The 15,458-nt window shown below is 57.8% G+C and carries 12 protein-coding genes and 1 pseudogene; 12 read left to right on the top strand and 1 reads right to left on the bottom strand.

Going from position 1 to position 15,458, the window contains the following annotated elements; translation table 11 throughout:
* A pseudogene (locus tag ACP7A4_RS19935) lies at window positions 1-98 on the bottom strand (Hcp family type VI secretion system effector); the annotation flags it as partial.
* 993 nt (window positions 99-1,091) lie between these two features.
* Here ACP7A4_RS19935 and tssA point away from each other — a divergent pair.
* From tssA to tssK, 12 genes are all read left to right on the top strand, one after another.
* The gene (gene tssA, locus ACP7A4_RS19930; protein WP_059762374.1) at window positions 1,092-2,648 is read left to right on the top strand and encodes a type VI secretion system protein TssA; all 1,557 of its coding nucleotides are present in this window, start codon (window positions 1,092-1,094) and stop codon (window positions 2,646-2,648) included.
* A gap of 32 nt (window positions 2,649-2,680) precedes the next feature.
* Window positions 2,681-3,184: a type VI secretion system contractile sheath small subunit gene (gene tssB / locus ACP7A4_RS19925; RefSeq protein ID WP_048365897.1), complete on the top strand. Its 504-nt coding sequence runs from the start codon at window positions 2,681-2,683 to the stop codon at window positions 3,182-3,184.
* Window positions 3,185-3,212: 28 nt separating this feature from the next.
* Window positions 3,213-4,688, top strand: a complete 1,476-nt coding sequence (gene tssC / locus ACP7A4_RS19920) for a type VI secretion system contractile sheath large subunit (protein ID WP_426248033.1) — start codon at window positions 3,213-3,215, stop codon at window positions 4,686-4,688.
* 12 nt (window positions 4,689-4,700) lie between these two features.
* Window positions 4,701-5,108, top strand: a complete 408-nt coding sequence (gene tssE, locus ACP7A4_RS19915) for a type VI secretion system baseplate subunit TssE (protein WP_059762373.1) — start codon at window positions 4,701-4,703, stop codon at window positions 5,106-5,108.
* 126 nt (window positions 5,109-5,234) lie between these two features.
* Window positions 5,235-7,022, top strand: coding sequence for a type VI secretion system baseplate subunit TssF (gene tssF / locus ACP7A4_RS19910; protein ID WP_426248032.1), 1,788 nt, complete (start codon window positions 5,235-5,237; stop codon window positions 7,020-7,022).
* Window positions 6,986-7,993 carry a type VI secretion system baseplate subunit TssG gene (tssG, locus tag ACP7A4_RS19905; RefSeq protein ID WP_059762371.1) on the top strand — a complete coding sequence of 336 codons (1,008 nt, stop codon included), beginning with the start codon at window positions 6,986-6,988 and terminating at the stop codon, window positions 7,991-7,993. Before tssF ends, tssG begins: the two co-directional genes overlap by 37 nt.
* A gap of 13 nt (window positions 7,994-8,006) precedes the next feature.
* Window positions 8,007-10,652: a type VI secretion system ATPase TssH gene (gene tssH / locus ACP7A4_RS19900; RefSeq protein ID WP_426248031.1), complete on the top strand. Its 2,646-nt coding sequence runs from the start codon at window positions 8,007-8,009 to the stop codon at window positions 10,650-10,652.
* Between the two features lie 10 nt (window positions 10,653-10,662).
* The gene (locus tag ACP7A4_RS19895; RefSeq protein ID WP_426248030.1) at window positions 10,663-12,177 is read left to right on the top strand and encodes a sigma-54 interaction domain-containing protein; all 1,515 of its coding nucleotides are present in this window, start codon (window positions 10,663-10,665) and stop codon (window positions 12,175-12,177) included.
* An 89-nt stretch (window positions 12,178-12,266) separates the two neighbouring features.
* Entirely contained in the window at window positions 12,267-12,407 is a 141-nt protein-coding gene (locus ACP7A4_RS19890; RefSeq protein WP_048365890.1) for a hypothetical protein, read from the top strand.
* A 17-nt stretch (window positions 12,408-12,424) separates the two neighbouring features.
* Window positions 12,425-13,618, top strand: coding sequence for a type VI secretion system-associated FHA domain protein TagH (gene tagH / locus ACP7A4_RS19885; protein WP_048365889.1), 1,194 nt, complete (start codon window positions 12,425-12,427; stop codon window positions 13,616-13,618).
* Between the two features lie 5 nt (window positions 13,619-13,623).
* Window positions 13,624-14,124, top strand: coding sequence for a type VI secretion system lipoprotein TssJ (tssJ, locus tag ACP7A4_RS19880; RefSeq protein WP_203303982.1), 501 nt, complete (start codon window positions 13,624-13,626; stop codon window positions 14,122-14,124).
* Between the two features lie 2 nt (window positions 14,125-14,126).
* Window positions 14,127-15,458 carry a type VI secretion system baseplate subunit TssK gene (tssK, locus tag ACP7A4_RS19875; protein ID WP_059762366.1) on the top strand — a complete coding sequence of 444 codons (1,332 nt, stop codon included), beginning with the start codon at window positions 14,127-14,129 and terminating at the stop codon, window positions 15,456-15,458.

Below are 15,458 nucleotides of genomic sequence, written 5' to 3'. Positions count from 1 at the left end.
TCCTGATAGGTATTGCCCACTGAGTCCGCGGTAAACGCACCGGCAGTGATCAGACCCTGTTTGGTGCCCGTGATGGACATATACGCTGGCGTCGCCATGGATGCTCTCCTTGCTGAAAAAAAAGGACTTGAAAGGCCCAAATGCCGTTCAAGTGCTGGTAATGACTATCAAGGTTCGTGCCAGTAAAAATAAAAACGATATAAATCAACAAGATAGATAAAGTAAGCGCATGAAATGACCAGTTTTCAGGTAGGAAACATAGATAAAGTGCGCAAGAAGTTGCGCAGTACTGCGCAACTTCTTGCGCACTCGTCTACAGCTACCGGTTTATATGCGCTGTGGCGATGTATCCACACGGTTATCCACATTTGAGTGCGCAACTTCTTGCGCAGTTGGTGTTTTCCATGAATTTCAATTTGGTTGATTTTAAAAAGTCAATGGTTGGTCGGATTGTGTGTGGCGCTTTGCGTATCAGATGTGCGTTGTATCTGTACTGTTTTCGCGGGAGCAGGTTGAATGGCAGCTGACATTCAACCCGCTTTCTGCATGTTGTCAGTAGGGATAATTGCATGGGTGCCTGGCTTGTTACATTTATTTATGTAAGACAATTCTTTTGTTTTATAGGAATTGTCTGATAGATACGCATCCATTATGAGCGGAGAATTGTCTGACAATTTTTGTAACATTCCGGGTTAAATTACAGTCTGTATTTAAAGTCATTAAGCTACTGATTATAAAGGGATAAACCCTTGGTTTTGCTGGCCGAGACCTGATGCTCTTAGTCGTGGATCCAAGGCTTGTCAAACAACTTTCAGACTAGGCTGCGTTCCTGAAAAAAGAGCGGTTCTGTATCTGGAAGATATGAAGGTCATGATTCTTTGCGACGAGCGGGAATCAATTTTTTGGTAACTGCACGTTTATTTTTTGTGTATCCTCTCGGCCCGCATCAAGTGTCAAAGTGCCATAACGGTATGTATGAGGCTTGATTGATCGTCTGTTGGATCGTCTGTGCTCATGCACACCATCCACGGTACTTTCGGTATGTGCCAGGAGGCACGAACGCTCAGCGTTCAATCATCAAGGAGGCATAGATGACGTATTCAAGCACGCTAATGGTTCGCTATGCCGACTTGGCCCGGCAGCCTATTTCAAGTGATAACTTTGCCGGCGACGAAGTTCGCTACTCCAGTGAGTTCGAAGCCCTGGAAGCCGAGCTGGAAAAGGCCCAGTCGCTGCACGCCAGTGGCCCCATCGACTGGTTGAAAATCCAGGAAAACAGCGAACAAATTCTGCGAACATCCTCCAAGGATTTACGTGTCGCCGCCTGGCTGACATGGGCCTTGCATCTGCGTGAGTCGTTTGTGGGGCTGCATGCCGGATTAGGCGTGTTGGTGTACCTGTGTGAGCATCACTGGGAGCAGTTTCACCCCGCCAAAGCGCGCACTCGGGCCGCTGCGATTGCCTGGTTGGTGCCGCGTCTAGAAGGTGCGCTCAAAGATGACGTGCCGATCAAAGAGCAACTGCCGCTGTTCCGCAGCCTGGTCAAGCAGTTGCAAGCGCTGGATACGGTGCTGACACAACACCTTGACGATGCTGCGCCGTTGCTGCTGCCCATTCACCGGCGGCTGGCAAACATGGTTCAGCGCGCGGCGAACAATGAGCCAGAACCTGGCGTGGTAGGGGCGGTGGTGGCTCAGGTCAAGCAGGCCGCGACCCAGTTATTCACGCCCGGCACCCCGATTGATAACGAAAAAGACGCACAAAAAGCGCTGCGCACCCAGCAGGACAGCGCACGGCCGCTGTGTGCCTGGTGGCTTAAACAGAAGGCTACGGATGTGCGGGCGTTACGCCTTAACCGTACGCTGATGTGGATGGCGATAGACGCTGTGCCGGAGCGTAATACTGAGCACATTACGGCGTTGCGCGGGTTGCCCGTCGACAAACTCAAGGCTTATCAGGACCGTTTTGCCCAAGGTCAATATGCCGATCTGTTGGTCGAAGTCGAAGCCAGCCTGGGCAAAGCGCCGTTCTGGTTCGATGGGCATCGCATTGTCTGGGAGTGTTTACAGGCGCTGAATGCTGAGATCGCCATGCGTGAGGTGGAAATCCACTTCAGCCTGTTGATTCAACGTTTGCCGGGCATCATCGAATTGCGCTTTCACGATGGTGCGCCGTTTGCCGACCCGGCGACGCGCGCGTGGATCAGCGCCAATGTCATGCCGCACCTGCAAAGCACCAGTGCGCCGCGCAAGGTGGAAGTGACCGCCACTCAGCCCGCGTGGGAATTGGCCCTTGAAGCGGTGCTACCGATTCTGCGCAAGGACGGCCTCAAGCCCGCCGTACAGACCCTCAAACAAGGCTTGCAAAACGCTCAGGGTGGACGTGTCCGGTTTTTTTGGCAGTTCGCCCTCGCGCGGCTGTGTTTTATGGCCAAGAAGTACGAGCTGGCCAAGACCCAGCTTGAGACCCTGGACCACACATTACAGGACTCAGGCCTGCATGCCTGGGAGCCCGATCTTGCGCTGCAAGTACTGCATTTACTGCACAGCTGCTGCGAACTGTTGCCGCAGAACCATGCCGTACGTGAACGCAGGGATGAGATTTATCGCAGGTTGTGCCATCTCGATCTCGAAGTGGTACTCGAATAGGCCCCAGGGTCATACACGCAAGGAAAAAAACCATGGCCAAAGAAGGCTCGGTAGCCCCCAAGGAACGCATCAACGTCACCTTCAAGCCCGCCACCGGTGGTGCTCAGGAAGAAATTGAACTGCCGTTGAAACTACTCGCCATCGGTGATTACACCCACCGCAAGGACGAACGCAAAGTCGAAGATCGCAAGCCGATCAGCATCGACAAAATGACGTTCGACGAGGTGCTGGCCAAGCAAGAGCTGAGCCTGACCTTGAGCGTTGCCAACCGCCTTCAGGAAGAGAGTGACACTGAAGAATTGGCCGTGAAATTGCGCGTTAACTCGATGAAAGACTTCAACCCGGCCAGCCTGGTTGAGCAAGTGCCGGAGTTGAAAAAACTGATGGAGCTGCGCGACGCGCTGGTGGCCCTCAAAGGCCCATTGGGCAATGCGCCGGCCTTTCGCAAAGCCATCGAAAGCGTATTGGCCGACGATGAATCCCGTGGTCGCGTACTGGGCGAGCTGGGCTTGAACGCCGCCGCCCAGGACGCTTGAGCCTCCATCAGCCAAGGAAGACAATGCAATGAGCACCAACGCAGCGCAGCAAAGCAGTACCGAAAACGGCGAATACAGCATTCTTGACAACATCATCGCCCAGACGCGTCTGACCCCGGACGACGAAGCCTATGACATCGCCAAGCGTGGCGTGTCGGCGTTTATCGAAGAGCTGCTCAAGCCGCAGAACAATGGTGAACCCGTCAAGAAGGCCATGGTTGACCGCATGATTGCTGAGATCGATGCCAAGCTCAGCCGTCAAATGGACGAAATTTTGCACCACCCTGATTTCCAGTCGCTGGAATCGTCGTGGCGTGGCCTGCAACTGCTCGTTGACCGCACCAACTTCCGCGAAAACATCAAAATCGAAATCCTCAACGTGTCTAAAGAAGACCTGCTGGACGATTTCGAAGATTCGCCAGAAGTGATGCAGGCCGGCCTGTACAAACACATCTACACCGCCGAATACGGCCAGTTTGGTGGTCAGCCTGTGGGCGCGATCATCGCCAACTACTTCATGTCCCCAAGCTCGCCCGACGTGAAGCTGATGCAGTACGTGTCCAGCGTGGCCTGTATGTCCCACGCGCCGTTCATTGCAGCGGCCGGTCCCAAGTTCTTCGGTCTGGAAAGCTTCACCGGCTTGCCTGACCTCAAGGACCTCAAAGACCACTTCGATGGCCCGCAATTTGCCAAGTGGCAGAGCTTCCGCCAGTCCGAAGACTCGCGCTACGTGGGTTTGACCGTGCCGCGCTTCTTGCTGCGCAACCCGTACGACCCCGAAGAAAACCCGGTCAAGTCGTTCGTCTACAAAGAAACTGTCGCCAACAGCCACGAGCACTACCTGTGGGGCAACACCGCCTACGCGTTTGGCACCAAGCTGACTGACAGCTTCGCCAAGTTCCGCTGGTGCCCGAACATCATTGGCCCGCAGAGCGGTGGTGCGGTTGAAGACCTGCCGCTGCACCACTTCGAAAGCATGGGCGAAATCGAAACCAAGATTCCCACCGAAGTGCTGGTGTCTGACCGCCGTGAATACGAGTTGGCCGAGGAAGGTTTCATCTCTCTGACCATGCGCAAAGGCAGCGACAACGCCGCGTTTTTCTCAGCCAGTTCCGTGCAAAAGCCCAAGTTCTTTGGCATCAGCGCTGAAGGCAAGGCCGCCGAGCTGAACTACAAGCTGGGCACCCAGCTGCCGTACATGATGATCGTCAACCGTCTGGCTCACTACTTGAAAGTGTTGCAGCGCGAGCAACTCGGTTCGTGGAAAGAGCGGACCGACCTTGAACTGGAACTTAACAAGTGGATCCGCCAGTACGTGGCCGACCAGGAAAACCCGAGCGCCGAAGTGCGGGGTCGTCGTCCATTGCGCGCAGCCCAGATCATCGTCAGTGACGTTGAAGGCGAGCCTGGCTGGTACCGCGTCAGCTTGAACGTGCGTCCGCACTTCAAGTACATGGGCGCCGATTTCACCCTGTCGCTGGTGGGCAAGCTGGACAAAGAGTAAACGGAGCGTTTGATGACGGGATACGGCAGCCTTTTCGAGCGCCTGAATGGCGATGCGGATAAACGCATCGGCTGGAGCCGCGAGGTTTCGGCGATGGCGTCTGTGGCTGCCCATCTCGCCAAGATGCTCAGCACCCGTGCGGGCAGTGTGCAAACGCTGTCCGATTACGGGTTGCCCGATCTCAATGACATGCGCCTCAGCCTGCACGACTCCTTGAGTCAGGCGCGCTTGGCGATTGTGGGTTTTATCGAAGCCTACGAACCTCGCTTGAGCGAGGTGCGTGTCGTTTCTTTGCCGCGTGATAACGATCAACTGCGCCTGACCTTCAGTATTGAAGGGTTGCTGGAAGTTGAGGGTTTGAAGCGTCAAGTAACGTTCAGCGCCTGCCTGGACGGCAGCGGTCAAGTCAAAGTGACCTGAAGATTGCGCGCCGTAGCAGGGCGGCGCATCGCGAGACGTGAGCAGTTCCTTATCGGTCCAGGGGTGGGCAAAGCCTGGACGGGCAGGGCAGTTTTTTCATGAGTTTTAATGCCAGGAAGGTATTTCGTGTCCTTTAACCACTACTACCAAAGCGAACTCACCGCACTTCGCCAGTTAGGTCGTCGATTCGCCGAGCGCAGCCCGGCGTTGGCACCTTTTCTGGGGCAAGCCGGTCGGGATCCGGACGTGGAGCGGTTACTGGAGGGGTTTGCCTTTCTGACCGGGCGTCTGCGCCAGAAGCTCGACGACGAGTTGCCGGAGTTGAGCCATTCGTTGATGCAATTGCTGTGGCCCAACTACATGCGTCCGTTGCCGGCATTCAGCATTTTGCAGTTTGACCCGCTGACTTTGCCGGGCCCTGCATTGAGGGTGGAACGCGACACGCCGGTAGAGAGCGTACCGATTGACGGTGTGCGCTGCCGTTTTCGCACCTGTTACCCGACCGATGTCATGGCGCTCGACCTGACCGCCCTCAATTATTCGGTCAAGGGTGACGGTTCGTTGCTCAGCTTGCGCCTTGAAATGAGTGCTGACGGCCACTTGGGTGAGCTGCAACTGAGCACGTTGCGTTTGCATTTTGCCGGCGAGCGTTACATCAGCCAAATGCTGTACCTGAGCCTGCTGCGCAATCTTGAAAGCATCGAACTGGTGCCGTTGAACGCTGCGGGCAAGCCGCTCGATGGTGTGGGCGGGCGCCCTATGGCGTTCAAAATGCCGGGCGACCGCGTGCAGCCCGTTGGCTTCGCGGAAGAAGAAGCGTTGATTCCGTATCCGCTCAACACCTTCCGGGGTTACCGCTACCTGCAAGAGTATTTCGCGTTTCAGGACAAGTTTCTGTTTGTCGATGTCAATGGGCTGGACATGCTCAAGGCGTTGCCACCCGACACGCTCAAACAGATGCGCGGCCTGGAACTGCGCTTTGAAATCCGCAAGAGCGGTATCCAGCGCCTGCGCCCCACACTCGACAACGTGAAGCTGTATTGCACGCCGATTGTGAACCTGTTCAAGCATGACGCGCTGCCGATTCGCCTCGACGGTAAACAGGACGAGTACCTGCTGTTGCCCGCGGAGTACGAACAAGAGCATTGCGGTGTGTTCTCGGTCGAAAGCGTGATTGGCTGGAAACCCGGTGGTTTGGGTTATCAGGACTACGTACCGTTCGAATCGTTTGAGCATGACCCCAGCTTCGATGTGCCCACCGCCCGTGCGCATTACAGCATTCGCCAGCGCTCGTCGTTGCTGCACGGGGGCCTCGACACGTACTTGAGTTTCGGTATTCGTCAGAGCGAAGCCCACGAAACCCTGTCAATCGAGCTGACCTGCACCAATCAGAACCTGCCGCGCAAACTCAAGTTGGCTGACATTTGCCGTGCATGTGAAGAAACCCCGGAGTTTCTGACCTTTCGCAACATCACGCCTGCGACCGCCAGTTTCGCGCCGCCGCTCAATCGCGACTTCCTGTGGAAGTTGATCAGCAACATGTCGCTTAACTACCTGTCGCTGGCCGATGTCAATGCGTTGAAGGTGATTCTCGAAACCTACGACCTGCCGCGCTACTACGACCAGCACGCAGAGAAAGTCAGCAAGCGTTTGCTGGGCGGTCTCAAGTCGATCAAGCACCAGCACGTAGACCGCTTGCACCGTGGGTTGCCGGTGCGCGGGTTGCGCACTGAGCTGACTGTCGACACTCAGGGGTATATCGGCGAAGGCGACTTGTTCGTGTTTGCGTCGGTGCTAAACGAGTTTTTCGCACTTTACGCCAGTCTTAATTCGTATCACGAGTTGCGCGTAAAAAGCACACAGGGAGAGGTGTACCAATGGACACCCCGTATGGGCCTTCAGCCGCTTCTTTAAGCGGGCTGAGCCGGGTAATACGCGAGTACTCGCTGTTTCAGGCCGTGTTGCTGGTGGTGGACCGCTTGCGTGAAGCGCATCCCTACCTGAGCGAAGACGATCTGTACGACCAGTTGGAATTTCAGGCCAACCCCAGCCTCGGGTTTCCGGGCAGTGATGTGGACCGGGTTGAGTTTTTCAACGAGCACGGGCAGTTGCGCGCACGCCTGCGGTTCAACTTGATCGGGCTTGTAGGTGCCGGTTCGCCCTTGCCTGCGTTCTATGGCGAGCAGGCGCTGGGCGACAGCGAAGACGGCAACCCGACACGCAACTTTCTGGATGTGTTTCACCATCGCCTGCAACGGCTGATGCTGCCGATCTGGAAAAAATACCGCTACCGCGCCAGTTTTCAGAGCGGCGCGCTCGACCCTTTTTCGGCGCAACTGTTTGCGCTGATTGGCTTGGGCGGCGAAGAGATTCGTCAGGCCAAGGAGCTGAACTGGAAACGCTTGCTGCCGTATCTGGGGTTGCTCAGCTTGCGGGCACACTCGGCGGCGTTGATTGAGGCAGTGCTGCGTTACTACTTCAAACACGCGCAATTGACCATCGAGCAATGCATTGAGCGTCGGGTCGAGATTCTTGAAGAACAGCGCAACCGTTTGGGCCGTGCCAACAGCCTGTTGGGTGAAGACTTGGTACTGGGGGAGCGGGTGCGCGACCGCAGCGGCAAGTTTCGTATCTACATCCGCGAACTGGATTGGGAGCGTTTTCATGAGTTTTTGCCCATCGGGTTCGGTTACCAACCGTTGTGCGCTCTGGTGCGTTTTACCTTGCGTGATCCGCTCGACTACGACATCCGCCTGGTGCTGCGTCAGGAAGAGATCCGCGAACTGCGCATTGGCGAACAAAACGCCTGTCGTCTGGGCTGGACCAGTTGGCTGGGCCGCGAGCGCGCCGACGGTGTGGTGACGCTGGGCAGCAAAATACATTAAGGACTGATGACACATGATCAACGTAGACCTGCAACAACTGATTCAGGCGCTGGACGCCGACACCCGTCGCGACCTCGAAGGCTCGGCTGAACGCTGCGTGGCCCGTGGCGGCAGCAAAATCCTGGTGGAAGATTTGCTGCTGGGTTTGCTTGAGCGTGCGCAAGGCTTGTTGTCGCGAGCGCTGCAAGACGCGGACGTGGACGCTGGAGAATTGAGTGCGGCCTTGCAGTCGCGGGTTGAACACAGTGCGTCGCGCAACCCGGTATTTGCTCCCGAACTGGTGCAGTGGCTGCAAGACGCTTTATTAGTGGCCAACCTGGAACTGGGTCAAAGCCAGGTCGAGCAAGCGGCGTTGATCCTGGCATTGCTGCGCAATCCGATGCGTTACGCAGGCAGTCATTACTTGCCACTGCTGGCCCGGTTGAACATCGAGCGTTTAAAGGAGTTTGCCTTGTCGCTCAAAGAGCAACCGGCCACCGGCAAGCCCGCAGCGCCGGGTGAGTCGTTGCTGGAGCGCTTCACCCACAATCTGACGCAACAGGCCCGCGACGGCAAACTCGACCCGGTGCTGTGCCGGGACGATGCAATCCGCCAAATGATCGACATTTTGGCTCGTCGCCGTAAAAACAACCCGATTGTGGTCGGCGAAGCCGGCGTGGGTAAAACCGCGATTGTGGAAGGGCTGGCTTCGCGCATTGCCGCCGGTGAAGTACCGCAGGTGCTTAAAGGTGTTGAATTACTGGCGTTGGACATGGGTTTGTTACAGGCCGGTGCCAGCGTCAAGGGTGAATTCGAACGTCGCCTTAAAGGGGTGATTGACGAAGTCAAAGCGTCGCCCAAGCCGATCATTATTTTTATCGACGAAGCCCACACCTTGATTGGTGCAGGCGGCAACGCGGGTGGCTCCGATGCTGCCAACCTGCTCAAGCCCGCGCTGGCCCGTGGCGAGTTGCGCACCATTGCAGCCACCACCTGGTCGGAGTACAAAAAGTACTTTGAAAAAGACCCGGCTTTGGCGCGGCGTTTCCAGCCGGTGCAACTGCACGAACCCACCGTCAGCGAGGCGGTGACGATTCTGCGCGGCTTGGCCCACGTCTATGAAAAAAGCCACGGCATCTACCTGCGTGATGACGCTGTGGTGGCGGCCGCTGAGTTGTCTGCGCGCTATTTGGCCGGGCGTCAACTGCCTGACAAAGCGGTGGATGTGCTCGACACCGCCTGTGCCCGTGTGCGTATCAGCCTCGCGGCCGCGCCCCAACGCCTTGAGCAATTGCGCGGCGAGCTGGCCGAAGGGGACCGCCAAAGTCAGGCCTTGCGTCGGGATGCCGAAGCCGGTTTGCAGATAGACCACGAAGCCCTTGACCTGCTCGAAGACCGTTTGAGTGATGCACAAGACGAGCGATTGGCCTTGGAGGCACTGTGGAGCGGGCAAAAGCAATTGGCTGAGCGTCTGCTGGAGCAACGCAAAGCACTGGCCACGGCGCGCATCGCTGCTGCGGCAGTCCCGCGGGTGGCCTTACAGGAAGATGCCGAAGGTCTAGTGATTGAGACGCTGGAAAATGATGCACCGAGTATCGAAACCCTTGAGGCAGCACTCAATGAAACCCATCGCAGCTTGACCGAGGCCCAGCTCACTGAGCGTCTGGTCAGCTTTGAAGTGTGCCCACGGCTGGTGGCTGAAGTGATCAGCGCGTGGACCGGTGTTCCGTTGGCGCAACTGGCGCGTGAGCACAACGCCAAGGTGGCGAATTTTGCCACCGATTTGCGCACGCGCATTCGCGGGCAGGATCAAGCGGTGCATGCACTCGACCGTTCCATGCGTGCCACAGCTGCCGGGTTAAACAAGCCGGATGCGCCGGTGGGCGTGTTTTTGCTGGTCGGTCCCAGCGGCGTCGGCAAAACCGAAACGGCGTTGGCACTGGCCGACTTGCTGTATGGCGGCGAGCGTTTTATCACCACCATCAACATGTCCGAGTTTCAGGAGAAACACACGGTGTCACGCCTGATTGGCGCGCCGCCAGGCTATGTGGGCTATGGCGAGGGCGGCATGCTTACCGAAGCGGTGCGCCAAAAGCCGTATTCGGTGGTGTTGCTCGATGAAGTCGAAAAGGCCGACCCGGACGTGCTGAACCTGTTTTACCAAATCTTCGACAAAGGCGTGGCCAATGATGGGGAAGGGCGTGAGATTGACTTTCGCAACACCCTGATCCTGATGACCTCAAACCTGGGCAGCGACCGTATCTCACAGCTGTGCGAAAACGGCGCGCGGCCATCGGCCCAAGTGTTGGAAGAAACCATCCGCCCGGTGCTCAGTCACCACTTCAAACCCGCACTGTTGGCGCGTATGCGCGTGGTCCCGTACTACCCGGTGGGCGGCCCGGTGTTGCGCGAACTGATTGAGATCAAACTCGATCGTTTGGGCGAGCGTCTGGCGCGTCGACAGTTGGACTTCAGCTATTGCCAGCCGCTGGTGGATCAATTGGCCGAGCGTTGCACCCAGAGCGACAGTGGTGCGCGGCTGATTGATCACTTGCTCGATCAGCACGTATTACCGCTGGTTGCCGACCGTTTACTCGACGCCATGGCCCAGGGCGTGAGCCTCAAACGCGTGCATGCCACGCTTGACGCCAATGCCAGCGTGATCTGCGAGTTCGCTTGAGGTGGGCGTGATGTTTAAGCAAGTGGCACAACCCTTGGTGTATGCAGAGGCCTTGCTCGCGCAGTTTGCGAACCTGTCACATGCACCTGATGACGCCACTTTGTTGGGCCGGTTTGTGCAGGGGCTGGCAGAACTCAGCGGCTGCGAACTGGCGCAACTGTATTTGCTGGACGCTACCCACACCTGCCTGGGCTTGAGCGCCGAGTGCCTGAACGGGGTGGTACAACCCCGTGAAGCGCAGTGCCTGCCCGCCGATTACAACGGTGAGCAGTTGCTGCAATTTGCGCTGTGCCAAAACCGGGTGCTGTGCCTCAACGCACTGAGTTCCAGTCTGCACGAGACCAGCTTCCTGCCCGCGGGCGTGGCGTGGCAGTCGTTGCTGTGCGTTCCGCTGGTCAACCAGAAGCAATCGGTGGCAGGCGTATTGCTGTGCGCCAGTCAGCACTCTGTTGAACTCGACGGTTTTGCGCACTCACTGGCCCAACTCGGCAGTTTCGTACTCGGACAGCTGCATCTGTTGCAATCATTGCGCCGCTCGGCAGGCGCATCCCCTGCGGCGCTGGTCAGCGTGCCGAGTGCCAGCGGCTATGGCCTGATCGGCCAAAGCCCGGTCATGCGTCAGGCTTATTCGTTAATCAGCAAAGTGCTGCACAGCCCGTACACCGTGCTGCTATTGGGGGAAACCGGCAGCGGCAAGGAAGTCTTTGCCCGTGCCATTCATGACTACGGCCCGCGTCGTTCACGGGCCTTTATTGTGCAGAACTGCGCGGCGTTCCCGGAAAACCTGCTGGAAAGCGAGCTGTTTGGCTACCGCAAGGGCGCCTTCACCGGGGCGGATTGCGACCGCCCCGGCCTGTTCGATGCGGCCAACGGCGGTACTTTGTTACTGGATGAAATTGGTGACATGCCGCTGTCGCTACAAGCCAAGCTGCTGCGCGTGTTGCAAGAAGGCGAGATACGGCCGCTGGGGTCTAACGACACGCACAAAATTGATGTGCGCATCATTGCCGCGACGCATCGCGACCTCGCAGTACTGGTCAGTGAAGGCAAATTCCGTGAGGACTTGTATTACCGACTGGCGCAATTTCCCATTGAATTACCCCCGCTGCGCCAGCGCGAAGGCGACATTCTGGAGCTGGCCCGGCACTTCGCCGACAAGGCCTGCACCTTCTTGCAGCGCGACGCCGTGCATTGGTCGCAGGCGGCGCTGGACCATCTGCTGGCTTACACCTTTCCGGGTAACGTGCGTGAACTCAAAGGCCTGGTCGAACGTGCCGTGCTGCTGTGCGAGGGCGGGGAGCTACTGGCCGAGCATTTCTCGTTACGCCCCGACCTGGCACTGGAAGACAGCCCCCTGAGCCTGCGAGAGCGACTGGAGCAGGTCGAACGCAGCTGGTTGCTCGACAGCCTGCGCAAAAACGATGGCAACCAGACCCTGGCCGCCCGCGAATTGGGACTGCCGCGCCGCACCTTGCTGTACCGCATGGAGCGCCTGAATGTTCAGGTGGGTGAACGCGATGGTTAGTTAACGCCCTTGCGTGCATCTCATTCGATTGCGGCAGGCCGCGCGTCCAGCGCCTGCCTGTGAATTTTGTCTACCCAGGAGACCCTCCGATGCCTGTTCGTCACTGGCAAACCGTGCTGTTGGCCCTCGTTGTTGTCTGCGGCCTTGGCGGCTGTAACGGCAATTACAAATTTAATGACAACACCTATCGCCCATTGGGTGATCCGCAGGCGGTCAATCGCGGCAAGTGACCGCAAGGAGCAAGATCATGGAACTGGTTTTCGAAATGCTGAACACCAAGCAATTCGTGCCTACAGAGCTGTGCCAGAAAACCTTCACCCCCAGCGGTGGCGTGATCGGGCGCGGTGAGGATTGCGATTGGGTCATTCCTGACCGCAAGCGTCACTTGTCCAACCGCCACGCGTTGATCAGTTACCGCGACGGTGTGTTTTACCTGACCGACACCAGCAGCAACGGTATTCAGGACCGTGACACCGGTGCGCGCCTGCCCAAGGGTGAAGCGCTGCGCATCGAGAGTGGGACGGCCTATGTGCTGGGCGACTTTGAAATCCGCGCCCGGCTGATACGTGACCCGGCCAGCCTTGACGTTGAAATCGGCCTGCCGCAAGCCGCGGGCAGCATCATTCCGGATGATGCGTTTTATGATCTTGACCCGCTCAATGCGCTCGGTCAGCACGAGCACGACGACGCGCACATTAATGAACTGATCAGCCCTAAAACCGCGGCCGAACCGCCGCGCCAGCGGGCTGATTACGCACAGGTGGATCGTGAGCGCCTGATCGTACCGCAACTGATCAAGGCCCCTGTGGCAGAGCCTGCGGCGCCACCACCTGCGGTCGAGCGTCAAACTGAAGGGTTTTGGCAGCACTTTGGCGCAGCGCTCGGCGTTGACCTCAACGAGCTTGATCACGATGCCCGAGAAGCCTTGGCCTTGAAGGCTGCGCGGTTGCTTAAACAGAGTGTGGGAGGGTTGCAGCAGAGCCTGCGCACCCGCAGCGAGCTGAAAAACGAGTTGCGTCTGGCGCAGACCACTGTTCAAAGCACGCAAAAGAACCCGCTGAAAGTGGCCATCGACGCCAGCGAAGCGCTGGGCATCCTGCTTGCGCCGGGCCGCCCTGGACAGTTGTCGGCCGAGCAGTCTGTTGCGCGAGCCTTTCGTGATGTGCAGGCGCATCAGGTGGCTTTGCTGAGCGCCAGCCGGGCGGCGTTGCGTAGCACCCTGGAGCACTTTTCGCCCGAGCGCCTGACCCTGCGATTTGAGCGTGACAACAAGCCTTTGTTGGCCACCTCCGGCAGCCGCTGGAGAGCGTTCGGTCGCTATCACCAGGCGTTGCAGCAGGACGATGACTGGAGCGAACGCCTGTTGGCCCGTGACTTCGCGCAAGCCTACGAAGAACAGGTGCGCTTGATTTCTTCCCTTCACAACGACTACCAAGGATGAAGCGCATGTCTTGCTGCTCGCCCCGTTTTTTTAACACGCTGCTGGCCTGCGCCGCCCTGGTGCTGATGGCGGGATGCTCAACCCTGTCACCGTATTCGACGCTGACCAAGGTCAATCTCAAGCTTCAAGCCAGTGATCAATTGAACCCTGACCTTAACGGGCGTCCTTCGCCTGTGGTGGTGAGCCTGTTTGAACTCAAGCACCCGGTGGCGTTTGAGAATGCGGACTTTTTTAGCCTGTACGAGCATGCCAAAGAGGCACTCAGCCCGGACATGGTCGCCAGCGAACAGCTTGAGTTGCGCCCAGGAGAAACCCTGGAATTGAAACTCAGCGTAGAGGAGGGCAGCCGTTATATCGGCATCCTCGCGGCGTACCGCGACCTGCCTGACAGTAAGTGGCGCTATACGGTTGAAGTCACCCCGCAAGAGACAACGGACGTGGCGTTGATCCTCGATCAGAGCGGCATTCTCAACGCTCAAAAAATGCTCGCCAAGGCGGATGACTGATCATGAATGCGCACAAAGTCATTTGGCAGGAAGGCATGCTGCTGCGTCCGCAGCATTTTCAACATAACGATCGTTATTACGATCATCAGATGAAAACCCGCACGCAGTTGCTGGGCAGTTACATCTGGGGATTTCTGGGGCTGGAAATCGACTTGCAGTTCCTCAGCATGGGCAAGCTGGTGGTCAGCCAGGCGTCGGGGATCTTGCCAGACGGCAGCCTGTTTGAGTTGGGTGGCAACACTGAACCGCTGGCCCTCGATGTGCCACCCAACACCGGCAATACGCCGATTTACCTGGCGTTGCCGCTGGTCACCGGCAACCACATTGAAGCCCGCCGCCCGGAGCAATCCGATGTGTTGGCGCGTTACACCGCCTACGAGTCCGAAGTCACTGACTCTAATGCAGGCGATGACTCGGCCAGCCAGGTGAGTTGCGCGCGGCCGGATTTTCGTTTGCTGCTGGGTGAGCAGCAGAGCGATCAGGCGTACGTCAAGCTCAAGCTGTGTGAGGTGCTCGACACCACCCCCGATGGGGTGATCAGCCTCAACCCGGACTTTGTGCCGACGTTTATCCAGGCGCACTCTTCGAGCTATTTGCTGTCGTGCCTCAAAGAAATCATCAGCATGCTCGGGCACCGTGGCGACACCATTGCCGAGCGTATTCGCTCCAACGGCAAGGTCGGCGGTGCTGAAGTCGGCGATTTCATGATGCTGCAACTGATCAACCGTACCGAGCTGTTGCTGCGCCACTACCTGGGACTTGAGCAGGTCCACCCCGAAGAGCTGTACCGCACGCTGCTGACCATGCTGGGCGAGCTGGCGACGTTTTCCAGCGACACCAAACGCCCGCGCCTGGACAGCCGTTATCAGCACAGCGATCAGGGCGCCAGCTTTCGCAAGTTAATGGACGCGATTCGCCAAGTGCTGTCGATGGTGCTGGAGCAGCATGCCATTGAGCTGGTGCTGCAAGCGCGTCAATACGGGATTCTGGTGTCGCCGTTGCACGACCACAAACTGCTGGCCTCGGCCTCGTTTGTGTTGGCCGCCAGCGCCAACTGCGACAGCGAAGAGCTGCGCCATCGCCTGCCTGCGCACCTGAAGGTCGGCCCCGTGGAGCAGATCCGCCAGTTGGTCAACCTGCACCTGCCCGGGATCAAGGTTAAACCGCTGCCGGTTGCGCCACGCCAGATCGCTTTTCATTCCAATAAAACCTATTTCATTCTCGAACTCAGTCCTGATGACGTGGCACAGCTGGAGCGCTCCGGTGGTTTTGCATTCCATGTATCCGGGGAATTTGCCGAGCTTGAACTGAAATTCTGGGCCATCAGGAACTGA

Origin of the sequence: Pseudomonas sp. TWR3-1-1, from assembly GCF_049896545.1 — a bacterium.
Lineage (GTDB): Bacteria > Pseudomonadota > Gammaproteobacteria > Pseudomonadales > Pseudomonadaceae > Aquipseudomonas > Aquipseudomonas weihenstephanensis.
This window is presented reverse-complemented; position numbering and strand designations above follow the sequence as displayed.

Coding starts and splice junctions, on each gene's coding strand:
- tssB (WP_048365897.1), top strand. CDS start 2,681: ATGGCCAAAGAAGGCTCGGTAGCCCCCAAGGAACGCATCAACGTCACC.
- tssA (WP_059762374.1), top strand. CDS start 1,092: ATGACGTATTCAAGCACGCTAATGGTTCGCTATGCCGACTTGGCCCGG.
- ACP7A4_RS19890 (WP_048365890.1), top strand. CDS start 12,267: ATGCCTGTTCGTCACTGGCAAACCGTGCTGTTGGCCCTCGTTGTTGTC.
- tssK (WP_059762366.1), top strand. CDS start 14,127: ATGAATGCGCACAAAGTCATTTGGCAGGAAGGCATGCTGCTGCGTCCG.
- tssJ (WP_203303982.1), top strand. CDS start 13,624: ATGTCTTGCTGCTCGCCCCGTTTTTTTAACACGCTGCTGGCCTGCGCC.
- tagH (WP_048365889.1), top strand. CDS start 12,425: ATGGAACTGGTTTTCGAAATGCTGAACACCAAGCAATTCGTGCCTACA.
- tssH (WP_426248031.1), top strand. CDS start 8,007: ATGATCAACGTAGACCTGCAACAACTGATTCAGGCGCTGGACGCCGAC.
- ACP7A4_RS19895 (WP_426248030.1), top strand. CDS start 10,663: ATGTTTAAGCAAGTGGCACAACCCTTGGTGTATGCAGAGGCCTTGCTC.
- tssG (WP_059762371.1), top strand. CDS start 6,986: ATGGACACCCCGTATGGGCCTTCAGCCGCTTCTTTAAGCGGGCTGAGC.
- tssC (WP_426248033.1), top strand. CDS start 3,213: ATGAGCACCAACGCAGCGCAGCAAAGCAGTACCGAAAACGGCGAATAC.
- tssE (WP_059762373.1), top strand. CDS start 4,701: ATGACGGGATACGGCAGCCTTTTCGAGCGCCTGAATGGCGATGCGGAT.